This is a genomic window from Alkaliphilus hydrothermalis (genome assembly GCF_016908555.1).
Lineage (GTDB): Bacteria > Bacillota > Clostridia > Peptostreptococcales > Natronincolaceae > Alkaliphilus > Alkaliphilus hydrothermalis.
Window position 1 is genome coordinate 33131 of sequence record NZ_JAFBEE010000013.1, and the last position, 22670, is coordinate 55800.

15 protein-coding genes and 2 riboswitches are annotated in these 22670 nt (G+C 36.9%); of the genes, 11 read left to right on the top strand and 4 right to left on the bottom strand.

The window, feature by feature from the left end:
- Positions 1–78 precede the first annotated feature (78 nt).
- On the top strand, positions 79–945 hold the full coding sequence (locus JOC73_RS10025) for a methionyl aminopeptidase (protein ID WP_204402737.1): 867 nt from the start codon (positions 79–81) through the stop codon (positions 943–945).
- Positions 946–1018: 73 nt separating this feature from the next.
- Positions 1019–3361: an ATP-dependent DNA helicase gene (locus tag JOC73_RS10030; RefSeq protein ID WP_204402739.1), complete on the top strand. Its 2343-nt coding sequence runs from the start codon at positions 1019–1021 to the stop codon at positions 3359–3361.
- A 134-nt stretch (positions 3362–3495) separates the two neighbouring features.
- On the opposite strand, the gene JOC73_RS10035 is transcribed toward JOC73_RS10030, so the two are convergent.
- Positions 3496–4200, bottom strand: a complete 705-nt coding sequence (locus JOC73_RS10035) for a cell wall hydrolase (RefSeq protein ID WP_204402741.1) — start codon at positions 4198–4200, stop codon at positions 3496–3498.
- Positions 4201–4207: 7 nt separating this feature from the next.
- Positions 4208–4340, bottom strand: a riboswitch (cyclic di-AMP (ydaO/yuaA leader).
- Between the two features lie 265 nt (positions 4341–4605).
- Here JOC73_RS10035 and JOC73_RS10040 point away from each other — a divergent pair.
- Together JOC73_RS10040 and udk are read left to right on the top strand one after the other, a co-directional pair.
- The gene (locus JOC73_RS10040; protein WP_204402743.1) at positions 4606–6303 is read left to right on the top strand and encodes a M3 family oligoendopeptidase; all 1698 of its coding nucleotides are present in this window, start codon (positions 4606–4608) and stop codon (positions 6301–6303) included.
- Positions 6304–6524: 221 nt separating this feature from the next.
- Entirely contained in the window at positions 6525–7145 is a 621-nt protein-coding gene (udk, locus tag JOC73_RS10045; RefSeq protein ID WP_204402745.1) for a uridine kinase, read from the top strand.
- 189 nt (positions 7146–7334) lie between these two features.
- Here the strand turns inward: udk and JOC73_RS10050 are convergent, their stop codons facing one another.
- On the bottom strand, positions 7335–8168 hold the full coding sequence (locus tag JOC73_RS10050; RefSeq protein WP_204402748.1) for a DegV family protein: 834 nt from the start codon (positions 8166–8168) through the stop codon (positions 7335–7337).
- Between the two features lie 377 nt (positions 8169–8545).
- Here JOC73_RS10050 and JOC73_RS10055 point away from each other — a divergent pair, with 377 nt between their 5' ends.
- The gene (locus JOC73_RS10055; RefSeq protein ID WP_204402750.1) at positions 8546–10732 is read left to right on the top strand and encodes a DNA topoisomerase III; all 2187 of its coding nucleotides are present in this window, start codon (positions 8546–8548) and stop codon (positions 10730–10732) included.
- A 47-nt stretch (positions 10733–10779) separates the two neighbouring features.
- Here JOC73_RS10055 and JOC73_RS10060 read toward each other — a convergent pair whose 3' ends face one another.
- Positions 10780–12369 carry an ABC-F family ATP-binding cassette domain-containing protein gene (locus JOC73_RS10060; protein ID WP_204402752.1) on the bottom strand — a complete coding sequence of 530 codons (1590 nt, stop codon included), beginning with the start codon at positions 12367–12369 and terminating at the stop codon, positions 10780–10782.
- 243 nt (positions 12370–12612) lie between these two features.
- Between JOC73_RS10060 and JOC73_RS10065 the strand changes: the two genes are divergently transcribed.
- The 5 genes from JOC73_RS10065 to JOC73_RS10085 all read left to right on the top strand — a co-directional run bounded on the left by JOC73_RS10065 (position 12613) and on the right by JOC73_RS10085 (position 20002).
- Complete coding sequence (locus JOC73_RS10065; RefSeq protein WP_204402754.1) at positions 12613–13170, top strand: methyltransferase; 558 nt, start codon at positions 12613–12615, stop codon at positions 13168–13170.
- A 16-nt stretch (positions 13171–13186) separates the two neighbouring features.
- Positions 13187–14770, top strand: a complete 1584-nt coding sequence (locus JOC73_RS10070; RefSeq protein ID WP_204402757.1) for a GH3 family domain-containing protein — start codon at positions 13187–13189, stop codon at positions 14768–14770.
- Positions 14771–14786: 16 nt separating this feature from the next.
- The gene (locus tag JOC73_RS10075) at positions 14787–17327 is read left to right on the top strand and encodes a diguanylate cyclase (RefSeq protein WP_408626926.1); all 2541 of its coding nucleotides are present in this window, start codon (positions 14787–14789) and stop codon (positions 17325–17327) included.
- Between the two features lie 111 nt (positions 17328–17438).
- Positions 17439–18227: an ABC transporter ATP-binding protein gene (locus JOC73_RS10080; RefSeq protein WP_204402761.1), complete on the top strand. Its 789-nt coding sequence runs from the start codon at positions 17439–17441 to the stop codon at positions 18225–18227.
- Between the two features lie 2 nt (positions 18228–18229).
- A complete protein-coding gene (locus tag JOC73_RS10085) occupies positions 18230–20002 on the top strand; it encodes an ABC transporter permease (RefSeq protein ID WP_204402770.1) in 1773 nt (590 codons plus the stop codon).
- 93 nt (positions 20003–20095) lie between these two features.
- Here JOC73_RS10085 and JOC73_RS10090 read toward each other — a convergent pair whose 3' ends face one another.
- Positions 20096–20341, bottom strand: a complete 246-nt coding sequence (locus tag JOC73_RS10090) for a hypothetical protein (RefSeq protein ID WP_204402772.1) — start codon at positions 20339–20341, stop codon at positions 20096–20098.
- Between the two features lie 225 nt (positions 20342–20566).
- Positions 20567–20749: riboswitch (Lysine riboswitch) on the top strand.
- Between the two features lie 144 nt (positions 20750–20893).
- Between JOC73_RS10090 and JOC73_RS10095 the strand changes: the two genes are divergently transcribed.
- The gene (locus JOC73_RS10095; protein WP_204402774.1) at positions 20894–22525 is read left to right on the top strand and encodes a Na+/H+ antiporter NhaC family protein; all 1632 of its coding nucleotides are present in this window, start codon (positions 20894–20896) and stop codon (positions 22523–22525) included.
- Positions 22526–22670 lie beyond the last annotated feature (145 nt).

Sequence of the window (22670 nt, forward strand, 5' to 3'; positions counted from 1 at the left end):
TTGGCTTTGTATTCATTTTTCAAAATGACTAAGGGCCATTAATATGATTAAGCGGAATTAGGATGGTGATGTAATCAAATGGTATTAATATCTAGAAATGATCCCTGCTGGTGTGGTAGCGGGAAGAAATACAAGAAATGCCATATGGAAAAGGAAGAGATTCTTTTAGACTATAAAAATAAAGGTTATCGTATTCCAAAGCAAGAACTTATTAAAACACAAGAGGATATAGAAGGGCTTCGTAAAAGCGCAGCCATTACAAAAGCGATATTAGATATGATGGAGGAGAAGGTAAAGGAGGGCGTCACCACAAATGAAATAAATCAGTGGGCCCATGAGTATACAATGATTCATGGTGGGACTCCAGCTCCTTTGGGCTACAATGGATATCCAAAGAGTGTTTGTACCTCCATTAATGAAGTGATCTGCCATGGAATCCCTGAGGATAGAAGGCTAGTGGAGGGAGATATCGTTAATATTGATGTCACAACCATATTAGATGGTTATTTTGCCGATGCCAGTAGAATGTATACCATTGGCAACATTAGTGAAGAAGCTAGAAAAATAGTACAATGCGCTAAAGAATGTCTACAGGTGGGGATAGATGCTGTAAAGCCTTATATGCCTTTTAATGTGATTGGTGCAGCCATTGAAGCCCATGCTACAAAATATGGTTACTCAGTGGTGAAGGACTTCGGCGGTCATGGAATAGGCTTGAAATTCCACGAAGACCCCTTTATATATCATTATGACCAAGGTGGAAAGGGCATGATTATGCTGCCAGGAATGGTCTTTACAATAGAACCAATGATTAATCAAGGAAGTTATCAATGTAACATATTAGAAGATAATTGGACGGCCGTCACTGTAGATGGTGGATTGTCAGCCCAATGGGAGCATACGCTTTTGGTGACGGAGACCGGAGTAGAGATTTTGACAAAGTAGATTTTTTAAGAGTAATATTAGATAATAGGGAAGCAATAGGCCACTATATCGTGACTATAAGGGATTGATGAAAATGAGTAAATTAAATGAAATTAAGATATCCGTTAGAAACCTCGTAGAATTTGTACTTCGATCTGGAGATATTGATACCAGCTTTAGGAGTTCCACAAGAGCGGTGGAGGGAACGAGAGCCCATCAGAAGGTTCAAAAAGCCCAAGGGGATGATTATGAAGCTGAGGTATCCTTGAAGCATCAATTTCAGTACAAGGATTTTAGATTTGTGATTGAAGGGAGAGTTGATGGGATCATCGACTCACCCCTTGCGGGGGCTTGTATAGATGAAATTAAATCCACCACAAAACCATTGGAAGAGATTCATGAGGACTACAACCATCTTCATTGGGCTCAGGCAAAGTGTTATGGGTATATTTATTGCTGGCAGAACAATTTGGAGTGTATAGATATTCAATTAACCTATTTTCATCTAAAGACGGAGGAATCAAAAATTATCAGAAAGTCCTTCAACTTTGGAGAACTAGAATCGTACTTTTTTGATATTATTGATAAATATATTATTTGGGCTAGTTTTACAGCTAAATGGCGTTTGATAAGGGATGCCTCCATAGAAAAATTAGAATTTCCCTTTCAGAAGTATCGTAGAGGGCAACGCAAACTGGCGATAGAGGTATATCGTAGCATCAAAGACCAAAAAAGATTGTTCGTTAAGGCACCAACGGGGATAGGAAAAACCATATCCACCCTATTTCCCACCATCAAAGCATTAGGTGAAGGTCATACCTCAAAAATTTTTTATCTTACCGCCAAGACGATTACTAGACAAGTAGCCGAGGAAGCTTTTGTAAAGATGAGAAAAAATGGATTAAGATGTAAAACAGTTACTTTAACGGCTAAGGATAAAATTTGCTTTAAAGAGCAATCCATCTGTGAACCAGAATACTGCCAATATGCACAGGGGCATTTTAATAGAGTAAACGAAGGAATACTAGACATACTTGAACAAGAAGATCATCTATCTCGAGAAGCTATTGAGGCCTATGCAGAAAAGCACACCCTCTGTCCCTTTGAGTTTTCCTTGGATTTAGCTTTATGGGCAGATACTTTGATTTGCGACTACAACTATATTTTTGACCCAAGGGTCTATCTTAAAAGATTTTTTGACACCAATAATAATGATTATAGTTTTCTAATAGATGAAGCCCACAATCTTGTGGACCGGGCTAGAGAAATGTTTTCGGCTACTCTATATAAATCCCATTTTTTAGACCTGAAAAAGATTTTCAAAGACCAAGAGCCTGAAATTGCAAAAGCATTAAATAAATTAAATGCCTACATGTTGAAGATGAAAAAACTGTGCGGAGATGGAGATGTCTATACTCAAAAGGAGTTAACCGAGGACATATTATATCTTTTAAACCGTCTCATGACAGAGAGTGAAGAATTTTTAGCTACTAATAAAAATAGCGAAGGCCACAAGCCGCTGTTGGAGCTATTTTTTGAATGTTTAGCCTTTACTAGGATTGCAGAGTTTTATGATGAGCGTTATGTAATCTATGTAGAACAGGAAAATAAGGATGTCAAGCTGAAAATTTTTTGTTTGGATCCATCTTATTTATTGAGGGAAGCAATTAAAAGAGGAAAGTCTGCAGTCTTTTTCTCTGCTACTTTATCCCCTATAGAATATTTCAAAGAAATTTTAGGTGGAGAGCAGGATGATCAAACAATGTTGCTTCCTTCTCCTTTTCCTACTGAAAATTTATGTCTAATGATCGCCAGTAATGTATCAACTAAGTATAAAGATCGAGGGGCTAGTTACGGGACTATTGTCAAATATATAGAAACTGTTGCCTCAAATAAAAGGGGTAACTACTTGGTATTCTTCCCTTCATACAAGTATATGAATGATGTATATGAGGACTTTGTGGTGCAGTATCCTCAATTTAAAACATTAATTCAAAACAACATCATGTCGGAGGAAGAAAGGGAAGATTTTTTAGAAGAATTTAAAGAATCACCCCATGAAACATTAATAGGTTTTGCTGTAATGGGGGGGATTTTTTCAGAGGGAATAGATTTGAAAGGAAGTCGGTTGTCTGGAGCCATCATCGTAGGGGTAGGATTGCCACAAATATGCTTAGAAAGAAATATCGTTCGTGATTATTTTAATAGAATTAATCAACAAGGGTTCAACTATTCCTATATATACCCAGGAATGAACAAGGTTCTGCAAGCAGCAGGTAGAGTGATTCGGACGGAGGAAGATAAAGGAGTAGTCCTGTTGATTGATGAACGTTTTAATACCATAAGCTACAAGAAAATATTTCCCCATGAATGGAGAAACGCTCTTCTAACAAAATCAAAGATAGACATTAACAAAAAGCTTAAAGCCTTTTTCTGAATTCCCTTACTTTAAAATGAGTATGAGCACATTGAATCACCTCGACTTTGTAGAATGCAAAGCAATCAATTGCCCGTTTCCACAAAAAAAGGTAGGGATTATCCCTACCTTTTACAATGAAATCTTGTTGTAAACTATTGATAAAATACGTGGTCACCTATTCTAGTAACATAGCTTTTATTTCTGACAATCCATGTTCCTGCTGCTTTATCTGGATTGAAGAAATAAGTTGACTGACCTACTGGTCTAGCACCATTCAATGCATCTTTAGCTGCACGAATACTCTCTTGAGATGGTGTGTTGTAGATTGTACCGTCGGCTACAGGGCTAAATTGAGGAATATTTTTATAATATTCAAAAATTACATTATATATCGTGTTGGGGAAACTATTTGATTTTACCCTGTTTAATACGACGTTACCTACAGCTACCTTCCCTTGATATGGTTCGGCACCTGCTTCAGCATGGATGATTCTAGATAACCAATATAGGTCATCATTAGTATAATTTTTAGTAGAGGCACTTCTGGATATAGTTGTTTTTTTAGCGTATAGGGTAGATTGCGTTTGGCGACCAGCTATACCATCAACTGTAATGCCACTGGCCTTTTGGAAACTAATGACTGCGGCACGGGTTATTCTACCATATATTCCATCCACAACACTATTATAGAGACCTCTGTTTTTTAATTCTGTTTGAAGCCTTACTACATCATTACCACGACTACCAATTGTAAGGTTACGATAAGATTCGCCTGCTGCCATGACCCCTACTACTTGAATAGAAATAAATAGTAAAATCAAAAGTACTGCCATTAATCTTTTTTGATACTTTTGCATTCTAGTCCACTCCTTCCATAATCGCTTCCGAAGTTAGCTGACGGGTGCGGGATAGAAGGCTCCCTACCATAAGACTCATGGATTAACCCCTACATTGGTTCCTCCGTACCCAGAAATCTGGGATTCAGCAGTTTGTTGGCTGATGCAATATGGATAATTATACAGGAGGTTTGACATTATGTAAACCTACAAAATGAAATTACATTAAATTACCAGAGTATAAACTAAAGTGCATAATGTCATATAGGTTCGAAGATTAGGTGCAGATAATAGATATCATATAATTTTTTTTATACGAGTAAAGAGGATTTAAAAGAATTATGCAGAATATTTTATTTAATGAAATAAATTTAAGCTAAATATAATAAGTTATATGAAGCTAATTAAAAGGATGGTGGCAAATTAATGTTAACATTTAAGGATTATCAATATGTAAGACCTGACATGGAAAACATGGAAAAAGAGATGGACAGATTATTAAAGGATTTTGATCACGCAGAGTCCTTTGAAATCCAAGATGGCATTATGACAGAAATTAATGGACTAAGAAACGACTTTGAAACAATGACGAACTTAGTGCATATTCGTCATACTGTAGATACTACAGATGCTTTTTATGAAGCTGAAAATGATTATATTGATGAAGTAACACCAGTTTATAGTGGATTTGGAAATCGCTTTTATAAATCTTTGCTTAATTCTAAGTTTAGAAAAGAGCTAGAAGACAAATGGGGACAACAGTTATTTAGAATCGCAGAATTACAACTTAAAACCTTCCGCCCTGAAATTATTGAAGATCTACAGAAAGAAAATAAGTTAGCCAGTCAATATGTTAAATTGAGGGCTTCTGCAAAAATCGACTTCCAAGGGGAAGAAAGAAATATCCCACAAATGCAACCCTTCATGGAGTCAAAGGATCGGGATGTAAGAAAGGCTGCTCAAGAGGCATTAAATGGTTTCTTTGCAGAAAATGAAGCAAAGTTTGACGAGATTTATGATCAGTTAGTTAAGGTAAGAACTAAAATAGCTAAGGATTTAGGTTTTACTAACTTCGTTGAATTAGGCTATGCTAGAATGAAGCGTTCTGATTATAATGCCGATATGGCTGCAAACTATAGGAAGCAAGTGTATGAGAGTCTTGTACCTGTAGCTACCAAGCTTAGGGAAAGACAAGCAAAAAGATTACAATTAGACAGTCTTAAATATTATGATGAGTCTTTAGAATTCTTAACAGGAAATGCGACTCCAAAGGGAAGTCCTGAATGGATTATTAACAATGGTAAGAAGATGTATCAGGAACTATCACCTGAAACCAACGAGTTCTTTACTTTTATGATTGAGAATGAGTTATTGGATCTTGAAGCTAAGAAGGGTAAAGCAGGGGGAGGGTACTGTACATACTTAAACAATTATAAAGCTCCATTTATCTTCTCTAATTTTAACGGAACTTCTGGTGACGTGGATGTATTAACCCATGAGGCAGGGCATGCATTTCAAGTATACAGCAGTAGACATTTTGAAGTGCCAGAGTATGGATTCCCAACCTATGAAGCTTGTGAGATTCACTCCATGAGTATGGAATTTTTTGCTTGGCCTTGGATGAATCTTTTCTTCCAAGAGGACGAAGCTAAATACAAATTTACGCATTTAAGCTCTGCAATTCTTTTTATTCCTTATGGGGTAACTGTTGATGAATTCCAACACTGGGTATATGAGAATCCAGAAGCGACTCCAGAGGAAAGAAGAAAGGCGTGGAGGGAAATTGAGGCTAAATATCTACCCCATAGAGATTATGAAGACAATGACTTCCTAAAGCGTGGTGGATTCTGGTTTAGACAAGGACACATTTTTGAGATGCCCTTCTATTATATTGATTATACCTTAGCTCAGGTTTGTGCATTCCAATTCTGGGTTAAGTCTGGAGAAAATAAAGAAAAGGCTTGGAGTGATTATTTAACCCTTTGTCAAGCAGGAGGCAGTCGGTCATTCTTAGAGCTAGTTGAATTAGCAAATTTAAGGAATCCATTTGAAGACGGTTGTATCGAGTCAATTATTGGTCCAGTACAACAGTGGCTAGATCAAGTGGACGATACGAAATTTTAGAATTAAAACCTAACGATTTAGATGTACCTATTAAATTAAAACCATATCAGTCTTAGGATTGATGTGGTTTTTTTTAGGTGTGGGATAATTATACAAATAAAACCTGGGAAGTTATATTTGATGGATTAAGTATTGTTGGCAGTTAGGATAAAATGATGGTATAATTGGTATCATAGTAAATCATATATAGCGAATGCGGTTATTTTACAGGAGGACAAACGATGAAGCAACCAGTTATAATTGGAATAGCAGGAGGGACGGGTTCAGGAAAGACCACCCTTGCTAGAAAACTAAAGGAAGACTTTGAAGATGATCTACTTCTACTTTGCCAGGACTACTATTATCGTTCTTTTAACGATATAACCTATGAAGAAAGGTGTAAGCTAAATTTTGATCATCCCAATGCTTTTGATACCGATTTATTAGTTGAGCACATAGCAAAATTGAAAAACTTTGAAGCTATTGAAAGACCAGTGTATTCCTTTGTTGAACATATGAGGCAGAAGGAAACTGTTTATGAAGAGGCTAAAAGAGTCGTGGTACTAGAGGGGATTCTTATATTTGAGAATCCTAAATTAGTTAATCTGATGGATATTAAGGTATTTGTTGATACTGATTCTGATATTAGATTTGCCAGAAGGCTGGTAAGGGACATCAATGAAAGAGGTAGGAATGTTGATTCGGTTGTAGATCAATATTTAAACACTGTAAAACCAATGCATGAAGCCTTTATTGAGCCCAGTAAAAAGAATGCCGATATCATTATTCCAGAGGGGGGCATGAATCAAGTAGCCTCATCGATGCTGGTGGATAAGATTAATACGATATTAAACAACTGGTAATAAAAGAAGGTATAATCTGATGAATTAGATTATACCTTCTTTTTTAGCCTGTTGAAAAGGCTCCATCTTCTGCGTCACTGCAAGCAATCAGCACCCTCGCGTATTATCTATACGCTACGTTCGCTGACTGCTTTTGTTCCTTGAATCTGAAGGCTTTTGAACAGGCTATTGTAATTTGAAAAGCCAAAATTAAAACAATACTGCCAATGCACCAAATCCACCGTGGGAACCCATTGTTGCTCCTAATTCCCCGATAAGAATTTCTTTAGGATTGAATAATTTTCTAATACCTTCCTCCATAAAGCTAATATCCTGTTGAGATGCCTTAGCATGGAGAATGGATAGGGTTGATTGGCTAATATCCTTACCTGTTTCCTCAATGGCTTCTAATAATTTTTTTAACTGTCTTTTTCTACCTCTACAGTAGTCAACAACCTTTAATGATCCGTCGGGGGCCATTGTTAGGATGGGTTTTATTTGCATTACCTTTGCAATGCTCCCCTTCCAGTTGGAAATACGACCACCCTTGATGACATTATCTAAGTTATCAATAGCTACAAAGGAGTGCATTGTATGTCTTAGTTCCAGAAGTTGTTCTTTTATCTCTTCAAAAGAAAGTCCCGCATTGATTAGTTCTTGAGCCTTCATCACTTGAAGTCCTGTTCCCATGCTTACATGCAAAGAATCGATAACTTCGATTTTTCTTTTAATCATGTCCTTAGCAATCATAGCACTTTGATAAGTACCGCTTAGACCTGCTGAAATAGTAAGACACAAAATGGAGTCATTTTCATCAAACTTCTCAAAGACATTTAAAAAGCTTTGAGGAGCCGGCAGGGATGTCTTGGGTAATAGGTCTGTAGAAGCCATCTTATTATAGAACTCACTAGTGGATAAGTCCACACCATCATTGTAGACCTCATCTTCAAATGTAATCTGCAAAGGGACTATTTCAATATTGTTTTCTTTAGCATATTCGATAGGTAAATCTGCTCCACTATCGGTAACTAGACGTATTTTCATTAGAAACTCTCCAATTCTTTTTTTATTAATTATATGTCACTTTACAATGTTCTGCAATAAAATACTTTTTTCGACATCATTTTTACTTCATATAGCCAATAAAAATTTGATTGCTTATATATAGGATACAGTGGAAGGGGAGATATTATGCTGGAAGATTTAAATTTAATACTTGTTATATATTATCATTGGAATAAAATGGAGATAATGAAATAAAACCCTTAATATACCATGACACTTATGTTAAAATGATATATATCGTTCTATCACGTTATTATCGTTTTATTATAATAATCTGTAGATGTTTTATTCTAGTTTGATGATGAAACAATATAGATTAGCAACACCATAAGCTAAAAACAGAAGGGATTGTGAATATGAGCAAAACATTAGTACTGGCGGAAAAACCCTCCGTAGCTAGAGATTTGGCTAGGGTCTTAAACTGCAATCGAAAAGCCAATGGCTTTATAGAAGGGGACAATTATATTATTACTTGGGCGCTGGGGCATTTAGTCACCCTAGCAGACCCAGAGGTCTATGGAGATCAATATAAGGAATGGCGAATAGAAGACCTACCTATGCTTCCAAATTCTATGAAGCTGGTGGTGATTAAGCAAAGTGGCAAGCAATTCAGTGTGGTAAAGGCCCAGATGAATAGAAAAGATGTAAAGGATATTGTAATCGCCACAGATGCAGGACGTGAAGGGGAACTGGTGGCAAGATGGATTATTGAAAAGGCCCATGTGAAGAAGCCTATTAAAAGACTTTGGATTTCTTCTGTTACCGACAAAGCCATCAAGGAAGGTTTCAACAAATTAAGAGATGGGAAGGATTACGAAAACCTTTACGCCTCAGCTGTTGCCCGTTCAGAGGGAGACTGGATTGTAGGGATTAATGCCACAAGAGCCTTGACCTGTAAATACAATGCCCAGCTATCCTGTGGAAGGGTACAGACCCCAACCATTGCCATCATAGCCGAAAGGGAAAAGGAAATCCAGAACTTCAAGCCAAAGACCTATTATGGAATTACAGCCCAAGCCAAGGGATTAAAGCTAGTATGGCAAGACCAAAAGACGAAGGACCTCAAGACCTTTGATAAAGGGAAAGTAGATAAACTATACAGTAGCTTAAAGAATAAGGATGCAACAGTGTATGGAGTAGACAAGGTTGCTAAAAAATCCTACTCACCTCAGTTGTATGACCTTACTGAACTTCAAAGGGATGCCAATCGAATTTTCAACTATTCGGCTAAGGAAACCCAAGGAATCATGCAAAAACTTTATGAAACCCACAAGCTGCTGACTTATCCAAGAACTGACTCAAGATACATCTCCACCGATATCGTAGACACACTGAAGGATCGTGTTAAAGCTTGTGGCGTGGGGACCTATTCGTCGGTGGCTGCAAAGATCCTAAGGATTCCTATTAAAGCCAATAAGTCCTTTGTGGATAACAATAAGGTATCAGATCACCATGCTATTATTCCCACCGAGGAAAAGGTGTTATTGGGGGCATTGAGTGATAAAGAACGAAAGATTTACGATTTAGTTGTAAAACGATTCTTGGCAGTATTATCTCCACCCTTTGAATATGAACAAACAACCATTAAGGCTAATGTTGGGGAAGAAACCTTTGTGGCAAAGGGAAAAATCGTCAAATCCCAAGGTTGGAAGGAAGTCTATCAAAACAATGTAGAGGATGAGGATGAAGGGGATGGTATACTAGATCAGATCCTTCCTAATATTAATAAGGGAGATACCCTAAAGATTACATCCATCACCACCACCACAGGGGAAACAAAGCCCCCAGCCTATTTTAACGAAGGGACTTTGCTTTCTGCTATGGAGAACCCTGCCAAGTATATGGCAAATGAGAGTAAGGATTTAATAAAGACCATCGGTGAAACTGGAGGGTTGGGAACAGTGGCCACCCGTGCTGATATCATCGAAAAACTCTTCAAAACTTTTCTAATAGAGAAAAGAGGAAAGGATATCTTTGTCACCTCTAAAGGGAAGCAATTATTGGAGCTAGTGCCAGAGGATTTAAAATCTCCCGTCCTTACGGCAGAATGGGAACAAAAATTGTCGGCTATAGAAAAGGGAATACTAACTAAGGAAGCATTTGTGAGTGAAATGAGAAATTATACAAAGGAAATCGTCAAGGAGATCAAAGATGCCGATGCATCCTTTAAGCATGATAATCTCACAAGAAATAAATGCCCTGAATGTGGTAAGTATATGCTGGAGGTCAAGGGCAAGAAGGGTAAAATGCTGATTTGCCAAGATCGAGAGTGTGGTAGTAGAAAAAATGTATCTCAAATCACCAACTCCCGATGCCCCAACTGTCACAAAAAGCTGGAACTAAGGGGAGAAGGAGAAGGGCGAATCTTTGTCTGTAGCTGTGGCCATAGGGAAAAATTGTCCTCCTTTAACGAAAGAAAAAAGGTAGAAAAAAATAAGCCCTCTAAAAAGGAAACCCAGAAGTTCTTAAAGGAGCAAAAGAAAAAAGCTGAAGAACCCATCAATACGGCTTTAGCAGATGCATTGGCAAAGTTAAAGCTATAACAAAGTAAAAATAGGGAAGTCCAGAGGACTTCCCTATTTTAGTCAGTTTAATCATTCATCAATTCTAAATACTCATCATAAGTCATTTGCTTGTCAATAATCTTGCCATCTGACTTGATTTCAATAATTCTATTGGCAATGGTTTGGATAAACTGATGGTCATGGGAAGTGAATAGCATATTACTGCTATAGTCCCGAAGACCGTTATTTAAAGCTGTGATGGATTCAAGGTCAAGGTGGTTGGTGGGTTGGTCTAAAATCAAGAAGTTTGCGTTACTGAGCATCATTCTAGATAGCATACAACGTACCTTTTCTCCCCCTGAAAGAACAGAAGCTTCCTTCAGAGCCTCTTCTCCAGAGAATAACATTCTGCCTAAAAATCCTCTGATATAGCTTTCGGCTTTTTCCTCGGAGAATTGACGAAGCCAATCTACAAGATTCATATTTACATTATTAAAGAATTCAGAGTTATCCTTAGGGAAATAGGACTTAGTAATAGTAACTCCCCATTTATAGGAGCCACCATCGGCCTCCATTTCTCCTGTTAGGATTTTAAATAGGGTGGTACAGGTAATCTCATTACCGATAAAAGCAATCTTGTCTCCCTTACTTAATGTAAAGCTGACGTTATCAAGGATTTTTTCGCCATTTAGTGTCTTAGTAAGACCATCCACAATCAGAATGTCATTTCCAACCTCCCTTTCAGGCTTAAAGCCACAGAAGGGGTATCTTCTTGTGGAGGGCTGAATATCATCTACAGTGATTTTATCCAATAACTTCTTACGGGAAGTAGCCTGTTTAGATTTTGATGCATTGGCACTAAAACGAGCAATAAATTCCTGTAGTTCTTTGATTTTTTCTTCTTTCTTTTTGTTTTGATCCTTCATCATTCTAAGGGCCAATTGGCTAGACTCATACCAGAAATCGTAGTTACCAACAAACAGCTTGATTTTACCAAAATCAACGTCTGCCATATGGGTACATACCTTATTTAAGAAGTGACGGTCATGGGATACAACGATTACTGTACCGTCAAAATTAATTAAAAATTCCTCAAGCCAGTTAATGGACTTAATATCCAAGTGGTTGGTTGGCTCATCTAGTATCAGAATTCCAGGCTGTCCAAATAAAGCCTGTGCCAATAGCACCTTAACCTTTTCAGCACCGGTAAGTTCCTCAACAGTTTTATAATGTAGATCTGTTGAAATTCCAAGTCCTTGTAAAAGGGAAGATGCTTCCGATTCTGCTTCCCATCCATTTAATTCTGCGAATTCACATTCCAGCTCTGAAGCTCGAATACCATCTTCGTCGGTAAATTCAGCTTTAGCATAGATTGCATCTTTTTCCTGCATGATTTGATATAGTCTTGCATTTCCCATAATAACAGTTTCAAGAACTTGATTCTTATCATATTGATAGTGATCCTGCTTTAAAACTGAAACACGAATACTTGCAGGGATGCTGACTTCTCCAGTATTTGCCTCAATTTCACCGGAAAGAATTTTTAAAAATGTACTCTTTCCAGCACCATTTGCCCCAATTACCCCATAACAATTACCAGGTGTGAATTTTAGATTTACATCTTCAAAAAGTTTTCTGTCGCCATATCTAAGGCTTACGTTAGTTACATTAATCACTCTATTACCTTCTTCCATATAGTTTAAATCAATTCTATTATTATAACATAGATTAAGAAAAAACACCATATACAAGGTGCATTGTTGAATAATGTCGAAAAAAGATGTATAATATAATTAATTCTGACGACAAATTTTTACATAAAAAATATGATTTTCACGTTACAATTAAACAGGGAAAAAACATGTACAGAGGATTATAAATAGCAGTAAAAGCATGGCGACGATTGAAGGAGGTGTTTTATGAAGTATATTGTATCAGGCTCTTTAGCTTTTGTGTTTTTGTATCTGTTTGATGTTTACACTTTGAAAAACAAAGTTATTAGGAGAAGAATTTTCGGAATATTAGGATTAGCCACTTTAATTTATTCTGCCATCATGGCGACTGTGGTTTCCGAAAAGATATACCTTCCATTAGCCATCAGAATCATTGGAGGTTTACTATTGGTGGTGGCGATTTTTCTATTAGTCTACTCATTATTCTTAGAATTACCCTTTAGTAAGACCTATGGAGAAAAGGAGCATTCTAATAAATTGGTGGATACGGGGACCTATGCCCTATGTAGGCATCCTGGTGTTCTCTGGTTTGGCTTTATTTTTCTCTTTTTCTTTTTGACAACAGGAGCTAAATTATTAGTTCCAGCAGGTATTATTTGGACATTGCTAGATGTAATCCATGTATATATACAGGAAAAACAATTCTTTCCCAAAATGTTTCCCCAGTATAAGGACTATATAAAAAAGACCCCTATGCTGATTCCTACACAAGACAGCATAAAAAAATGTAAGGCTACTTTATAGTTATGGAGGACTGATGATGGTGACATTAGAAGAAATGTTAAGAAGAGAAGAGTTTGATAAGATATGGGAGAAATATTGTGGATTCTTGGATTTAACCCTACCTGAATTCATGCAAATTCAAGAAAGGCTGTTAATGGAGCAAATTGAACTTCTATCCCGTTGTGAATTGGGACAAACCATCATGGGTGAGAAGGTGAAACCGAAAACGATAGAAGAATTTAGAGAAATGGTACCTTTGACTACATACGAAGATTATGCTGATATTCTCTTGAATAAAAGAGTAGATGCTTTACCATCAAAACCAATGTATTGGATTAAAACCACTTGGAAGGGAGGGACCCATGAAATAAAGTTGGCTCCCTATTCCGATAGCATGATTGAAGAACATACCAAGGCTTTTCTTGCTAGCTTGATTTTATCCACCAGTAGGAAGAAGGGTGATTTCTCCCTGAGGGAAAAGGATAAATTTTTATATGGGATGGCTCCCCTGCCTTATCTAACAGGATTAGCCCCCTATGGCGTTCGAAATGAGATAGACTTTGAATATCTGCCGTCTATTGAAGAAGCAGAATATCTAGGTTTTGAAGAACGCAACAAGGTAGGATTTCAATTAGCCTTATCAAAAGGAGCCGATTTGTTCTTTGGGTTATCCAGTGTATTGGTTAAAATAGGTGAGGATTTTGCCAGTGGTTCAAAGGTAGGGGGAAGAGGCTTAAGTACCTTGAAAACGGCTAATGCTAGAATGCTTTACAAACTTTTTAGAGCTTTTATTAAGAAAAACATAAAAAAAGAGACTATTTTACCAAAGGATTTATGGGATTTTAAAGGAATACTATGTGCAGGGACCGATACCCATGCCTTTAAAGAAAAAATAGAATACTATTGGGGCAAAAAGCCTTTGGAGATTTATGGTGGCACTGAAATTGCGACTGTTGCTACTGAGACGTGGGGGGATGGTGGACTAACCTTTTTCCCAGATGTAAATTTCCTAGAGTTCATTCCTGAGAAGGATTCATTGAGGAGTCTACAAGATAAAAACTATGTACCAAAGACACTACTTATTAATGAGATTCAAGCCAATCAGAGATATGAAATTGTCGTAACTAAATTTAGAGGAGGAGCTTTTGTACGTTATCGAGTAGGGGACATAATTGAATGTGTATCTCTTGAAAATGACGCCTACAAAATCAAGTTACCCCAAGTAAGGTTTGTTGATAGAATTTCTAACGTGATTGATTTAGCAGGTTTTACCCGTATTACAAAGGCCACCATTGACAAGGCGGTAGAGGTTGGAAAACTACCAGTAAAGGACTGGGTGGCATCTAAGCAGTACGACGCTAAGGAGCCTGTACTTCATGTGTATATGGAAATGTTAGACTCTGATATCAACTTAAATGATGTTAAAAATATACTTAATGAAAGTCTCCGTCAATCGGACTCGGACTATAGAGATATTCAAATGATGCTGGGTAGAGATCCCTTAAGGGTTACACTGTTGCCGAGAGATTCCTTTAATAATTTTTCTAAGAAGAGTAGTAATATGATTTTAAAGATGAATCCGTCTAAAGAGACCATTGACTTACTACAAAATTGTTGTTAATTAATAGACTATTGGGGTGGAAATATTGCAGCTATTCTCGTATTTAATATTGGTTCCCTTTGTATCATTTTTATGCTATTGCTGCTTATTAATGATCCTAGTGGGTTCAAGGAAGAATAAAATTTCAAGATACTATGCCATTTATGTTATTTCTATGATTGTGTGGAGTTTTGGTTCCTTTATTATGAGGACAAATTTTTATCCAGGGGCTCTCTTTTGGAATAGAATCCTCGTTACGGGTTTAATAGGAATGTCGGTACTCTTTTACCATTTTACACTGGTACTAACCGAGACCACCAATCAAAGGAAAAAACTGTTGTTTGGTTATTTTTCCGGTGGTTTGCTACTGATAGCAAACTATGCAGGGTTAATTATGAAGGAAGCCTATGCAGTCAATAGTGTGATTTATTATAGATTGGGGCCGATGGCATCTATTATGGCGGTGTGGAGTTTAGGATATTTGATTTTAGCTTTTACTAATATCATTGATAAGGTTAAATCAAAACAAATACCCTATAGGCGTGTAAAATACATACTATTGGGACTCATATTGGTAATTATCGGGGGGTTATTAAACCTAGTGCCTAGTTTGGGGAAGTACCCCTTTGACTTTGTATTAAATACAGTCAATGCCCTTTTTATTGCCTACTCAATTTATCGGTATCGGTTTCTTGAAATAAAGTTAATTGTAAAAAAGGGAATAGCTTATTCCCTATATACATTACTGTTGTCTGGGATATATATTTTAGCCATCATCACAGTGCAGCAGATTATAAGTCAGTTGATAGGGTATACAAATATGACAATTACCCTTGGGATGGCAGTAATATTAGCTATGATTTTTCAACCTATTAAGAATCTATTACAGGCCGGTATCGACCGAATATTTTATAAGGAAAGACTAACTCATCAAGAAGTTTTAAGGGATTTCAGTAGAATAATAAATAATGTCTTAGATTTAGAAGAACTTTCGGATTCTTTGCTGGAGGCAGTGAACAGAGGACTGAATCCTAATAAATCCTATTTGTTGATTAAAAGAAGAGAGGAAGAATATTGTCTTTATAATCCATCAGCAGAGGAAAAATGGTCCAAGGAGATTAGTTATGGTGACAACCATCCAATTATTGAGTGGTTTAAGCAGAACAAAAGCACTTTAACCATTAATGAAATAGAAAGCTCACCATATTTTACTAGTCTGTGGAGAATGGAAAAAAAGCAATTGCATAGATTAGGCACTGAACTCATTATTCCCATTCGACTACGGCATACTATTGTTGGGCTTCTAATTATTACTGAAAAAAAGAGGGGTGAGGCATATTCTCAAGAGGAAATGGATCTTTTGATTACCCTGACTAATAATGCCGCAGTAGGAATCGAAAATGCAAAACTCTATGAGGATGCCAAGTATCAGGCAATCACAGATGGTCTAACCAAGCTTTATAATCATAGACACTTTCATGAGATTTTAGGGAAGTTTATAGAAGACAATTCCTGTAAGGTGTTTTCTGTTGCAATGATAGATGTAGACTTATTTAAGCTATACAATGACCTTTATGGACATTCGGCAGGAGATAGAGCATTAGCTAAAATTGCTGATGTTCTAAGGCAAGCCACGAGAAAAGAGGATATCATCGCCCGATATGGGGGGGAGGAATTTGCCATCATATTCCCAAATATTGATGGTGCCCAATCCTTAAAGGCGATAGAAACCCTAAGAAAGGCTGTAGAAAGTAGCTTCTATTCCTCATCGGATGTAAATGAGTTTCTTACCATCAGTGTAGGGGTAGCCAACTACCCTCAAGATGGGGAAACGGCAGAGGAAATGATTGATTGTGCTGACTCTGCCATGTACGTAGCAAAACATAGCGGAAGAAACCAAAGTGTTTTATATAGCAAAAAAGATGAAAAAAGTATAGGGAGCTATGGAGGACAAGAAATACAAGAGATGGAGGATAGTATTAAATCTGCCTACTTCTCTGCTATTCATGCCCTTGCCGCCACCATAGATGCTAAGGACCACTATACCTTTGGGCATTCGGAAAATGTATCTGACTATGCGGTTCTTCTAGCAGAAGCAGCAGGATTTAGTGAAGAAAGGATAGATATCGTTAGGAATGCAGGTTTGTTACATGATATCGGGAAAATCGGTATTCCAGAAAATATCCTAACCAAAGCTGAAGCACTGGATGAAGAAGAATTTGAAATCATGAAGCGGCATGTGGATATTTCCATCACCATTATCAAGCACGTACCAGGGATTGTCAAAGTAATTCCTGCCATTATGAGTCACCATGAAAGATATGATGGAAAGGGTTATCCTAGAGGGATTAAGGGCGATAACATTCCAATTGAGGGAAGATGCTTATGTATTGTAGACTCCTTTGATGCTATGACCACCGATAGGCCATATCGTAGGGCATTGAGTATGAAAGAAGCTCTAAAAGAAATCCGTAGGGGCAGTGGAACTCAATTTGACCCTGAGTTGACTGAAATTTTTCTGCAACTATTTGAAGAGGGGAAAATATTCTCTGAAGATGGCAAAATCCAAGTTGCATAATTTAATTTAAACAATATATTTAAAAACACTCCATTAAAGGTTAATTTAATGGGGTGTTTTCTGATATAATAACCATATAATAGATGAACTTTTAGATGTGGAGGAGTAATCATGGAGAATAATCGACAGCAGGTTTTGTTAATAAAGGATCTAAGAATGAGTTATGGCGAGAAGACTGTGCTAAAGGGTATCAACTTGGAAGTGCATAAGGGAGAAATTATTGGATATATTGGAGCTAATGGAGCTGGAAAAAGTACCACCGTTAAAATTTTATTAGGAATTATTAACGATTTTCAAGGGGAAGTTCACATCTTTGGTGAGGACATTTCTAAAAATGGTGTGGGCTATAAAGGAAGGATTGGATATGTACCAGAGACAGCAGAAATTTTCGATAACCTGACAGCAAGAGAGTATCTTACTTTTATTGGAGAAGTGTATGGTCTAGATCAAGAGACAGTGGAGAAAAGATCCCTAAAATTGATGGAGCTGTTTAGTATTAGTGAAGCCCTTCATGGAAGAATTTCTTCGTTTTCAAAGGGGATGAAGCAGAAACTCCTAATCATAGCAAGTTTAATACATAATCCAGATATATTATTTTTTGACGAACCCCTCAGTGGACTTGATGCCAATAGTGTAATGATTTTCAAAGAAATTTTAGCAGAGCTGGCACGGGCAGGAAAGACGATTTTTTATTCCTCCCATATCATGGAGGTCGTAGAGAAAATCAGTAATCGAATAATCCTCTTAAATAATGGAGAAATCGTTGCAGATGGAACTTTTGAGGAGTTGAAGACAAAGAGTTTCGAGGGTTCGTTGGAGGAAATCTTTAATCAGTTGACTGGTTTCAAAAAATACAAGGAAATCGCAGATGAATTTGTTTCCACAATACAAGGGGTGTAGCAATGAAGGGTTTTATCGGATTAAAGATATTAGATAGATTTAAGTTTTTATTTACTAAATTAGATGTTGACTATAGGATAATGAGGAAGATTTTACAACTAAAATTAGTTATGGATGAAAGGCGAGTTCCCACTTTTATGATGAATGATCATCCGAAGGAAGGTTCCAATGCCTTCAGAAATTCCCTTATGCTCTATGCTTTTATGGGGGCGCTTTTTGCAATGTTTATTTTTCCGCCCTTTCCACTGTTCTATAAAATGAATATGATTCTGGGAGTCATTTTATTTATTGTGACAACAGCCATGATTGGCGACTATTCCAGTGTACTCTTGGATGTGAAGGAAAAAAATATACTGCTTCCAAAGCCTATTGATGTAAAAACGATTAATGCTGCAAAGGTACTCCATGTATTAATTTATCTATTTAGCATAATATTGGCTATAGCAACCCCTACTTTATTAGTAGGTTCATTTAAATATGGAGTAGGCTTTGCAGTGGTGTTAATAGTACAATTGGTTTTCATGGCTGGATTTATTATATTTTCTACATCCATCCTATACTTTGCATTATTACATTTCTTTGATGGTGAAAAATTAAAGGATATCATAAACTATTTTCAAATCCTAATGACGGTAGCAATGATTATATTGTACCAATTGGTGGGAAGGGTATTCGAGATTTTTAATTTTGATGTTGTTTATACTCCGAAGTGGTGGAACTACTTACTTCCATCCGTATGGTTTTCAGCTCCCTTTAGTATTTTTGTAGAAAATCAAGTGGGGATGCATTACGTATACTTCAGTATATTAGGCTTCGTTATTCCCATCATGATGCTATTTTTATATTTTAAGGCAGTTGCACCCTATTTCGAGGGATTGCTACAAAAGCTAAACATTAGCAGCGGCAAAACTGGAGGGGTAGGTAAAAAGCAGTGGAGGGAAGGGATTGGTAGTCGAATTGCAGGAAAGCTGTTAGGTGAATCAATGGATGGAGTCTTTTATCGTTTTACCCTAAATATGGTTGCCAGCGAAAGGACTTTGAAATTAAAGCTATATCCTACCTTGGCATTTGCCATAATTTTACCTTTTATATTTGTATTTAGTAGCTTAAGTAGTGCAGGCTCCGTTACTGGGGGATATCGCCAGTTGAAGGAGGGTAATTTTTATCTTTATTTATACTTTACCATCAGCATGTTAGCAAATACCATCCCTATGCTCAGTACAAGTGAGGGGAACAAAGCTGCATGGATTTATCATATTTTACCAATAGAAAACCCTAATGTAATTTATCGGGGAGCTTTGAAGGCCTTTATTGGCAAATACATACTACCTGTGTATGGGGCTGCCTGTATCATTTTTTTAGGTGTATATGGATTAAGAATTCTGCCAGATATTTTTTTAATGATGTTGAATCTATTATTATTAATAATCATCATCTTTCATTATTCCAAAAAGCCATTACCCTTTAGTCAGGATTTTCAGTATATCAAACATAACAATATGTCAATCATGCTTCAACTTTTTGCCTTTAGTGGGGTATCCGCAGGTATACATTGGTTCTTGATCAGTAGAGGTTATAATATTCTTGTCTATGCAGGTGTGGTTCTGGCCATGGTGATCATTACATGGAAAAAAGTATTTTCAACTAAAGTAGTAGACATAAGGACGGAAATAAGGGAAGAGAATGGAGATAAAAAAGATAAAAAAGATAAAATAGATAAGGAAGAAACTACTGAATCGGAGAACATAGATAAAGCAAAAGAGAAGTTAGAATAAATTGACTAATGTCAAGATAGACAATAATAATATTTCCTAAAAAAAACACCTCCTAAGCTTAATAGATTCTTAGGAGGTTTCGAATTTTAAATATTATATGATTTTTTGGATTTCAGAAGCTTTGAACTCTTTTATGTAACGTTGTTTTTGTAAGTCCACTAGAAGAACTGAAACAGTTTGGTCTTTAACCCTTAAAACATTTCCTTTATGTTTTGTACCTATGACATTGATTGGAGCCATTTTTAATAGTTTTTTGAAATTTCCTGATTTACAGTAAGTACATTCTTCAACTGAATCAAAAATTCTTCTACAATCTAAGCAATAAAATAAATTCTCCATAAAGTATCCCCACTCCTTTAGTTAAATTATGATGCCACATCCCATTAATAATGTATATTCACTTGTCCAAGAAATAATACAACAAAATGTAATTAAGAAGTGAATAAGCATCATACCCTCTAAAAATGCATAAATATAATAAAAAATATTTGACTTATACAGTTTATTTTGGTATTGTATTATATATTGAAAAACTAAATAAAAAATCCTCATCTCCTTCCAAAGGGGTGAGGTAGAGGCGCGATGTCTATTAGTAAAAATACTGAGGTTGGAAGCCAAGGAAGTGTTTTGAAAGGAGCCATCGCCGAAGTCATAGAAGCCAAAATCTATGGCTGGGCCTGCATCTAATAGGTGTAGGACTGTCATCAGAGTTATTGCCTGTAATTCTGATGTTGAGCTATCTCATGCTAAAGGTTAAAAGGGGAGGTGTAGGTACTGTTTTTGTTCTATGGACAATAACACCTAACATCCTTTGTTTAGGTGTTTTTTATATTTTTTGGTATCGGATAGTATTGAACGATAAGGTTAAAAAGACAAAGGGAGGACATTGTAATGGAACATGCATATGGATGGTTGGCAATTATTCCACCGATCATAGCCGTAGTATTGGCATTAAGAACAAAAGAGGTTTTAGGCTCATTAATTGCAGGGATCTTTTCGGGTTACTTTATTTATGTTAATTTTGCCCCAACTGAAATAGCAGAAGGATTAGCTTCAACTAACCCAATTATTGGACCTGTCACAGAAATGGTAAAGGCTGTAATCAGCAATGCAGGGGATTCATGGAATATGGCGATACTTATTTTCTTAGCTCTCATAGGGGGACTAGTGGCGGTTGTTACTGTGGCGGGGGGCTCTGCTGCCTATGGAGAATGGGCTGCCAGTAAAGTAAAGTCCCGTAGTGGTGCTCAGATGTCTACTTTCATGTTAGGTTGTATTATATTTATTGATGATTATTTCAATAGCTTAACAGTAGGAACAGTAATGCGACCCCTTACAGATCGATACAAGGTTTCTAGGGCGAAGTTGGCATATATACTAGATTCAACTGCGGCTCCTGTAACCATTCTTGTCCCCATATCCAGTTGGGTGGCATATGTTATATCGGTTATTCAGCCAACCCTGCAAGAATCAGGTTTTGAACTAAGCGGATTAAATGGATTTATGGCAACAATTCCTTTTAATATCTATGCATGGTTATCATTAGTTATGGTGGTGTTAGTGGCAATGTCACAGGTGGAATTTGGACCGATGGCTCAGTTTGAGAATTACGCAATGGAGACTGGAGAATTACAAGGGGATTCCAATGCAACACCCCCTGGGGATGACTTTAGTAATCTAAAGATTTCTTCAAAGGGGACACCGTGGGATTTAATAATCCCCATCAGTGGATTAATCATATTTACAATGTTGGCTATGGTCTATACAGGAGGATTCTTTGGAGGCGGAGTGTCCCTATGGCATGCCTTTGGAGATACCGATGCAGCCACTTCTTTAGTATATGGTGGAATCGCTGCCCTGCTATTATGTATGGTTATGTTTATTCCAAGAAAACTCATGACCTATGGGGAGTTTATGGAGGCCTTTACTCAAGGGGTCAAGTCAATGGTACCTGCCTTCACGATTTTAATATTAGCATGGACCTTTGGTTCTGTTTTGAGGGATGATGGATTACAAAGTGGTAGCTTTGTGGCTAATCTAGTAGGAAACAGCATACCAGTTCAACTATTACCAGCCATTATCTTTATTGTATCTGGAGCCATTGCTTTTTCAACAGGAACATCATGGGGAACTTTTGCCATTATGCTACCAATCGCGATTCCTCTAAGTGGCAACCTAAACCCAGAAATGATTGGTTTAATGATGTCGGCAGTATTGGCAGGGGCAGTCTTTGGGGATCATTGTTCTCCTATATCCGATACAACTATTTTATCCTCCACAGGGGCTGCGTGTCACCATTTAGATCACGTATCTACCCAGATTCCCTATGCCCTTACTGTAGCAGGGGTATCGGTAATTGGATTTATCATTGGTGGACTTACCAACAGTGCTTACTTGAGTTTAGGAGTTTCGGGGATTATTTTAGTGGTGGTGGCGAAGACGATTACGAAGATTTCAAGAAAAAGAAATCAGCAGAATGTTATAGAAATATCAAGACCCAGCATGTCCATTATATGGATATAGCTGGGTCTTGTTTCTTTTAAGATCTGATCTGGGCTATCCTATGATTATTTATAAAAACACTTTAATAAATAAAATAGGCTAAATACTTAAATAGTGGTTAGTTTTTTTATTTATTTCTATCGGTGTTAAAGGTAGTGTTTATTAA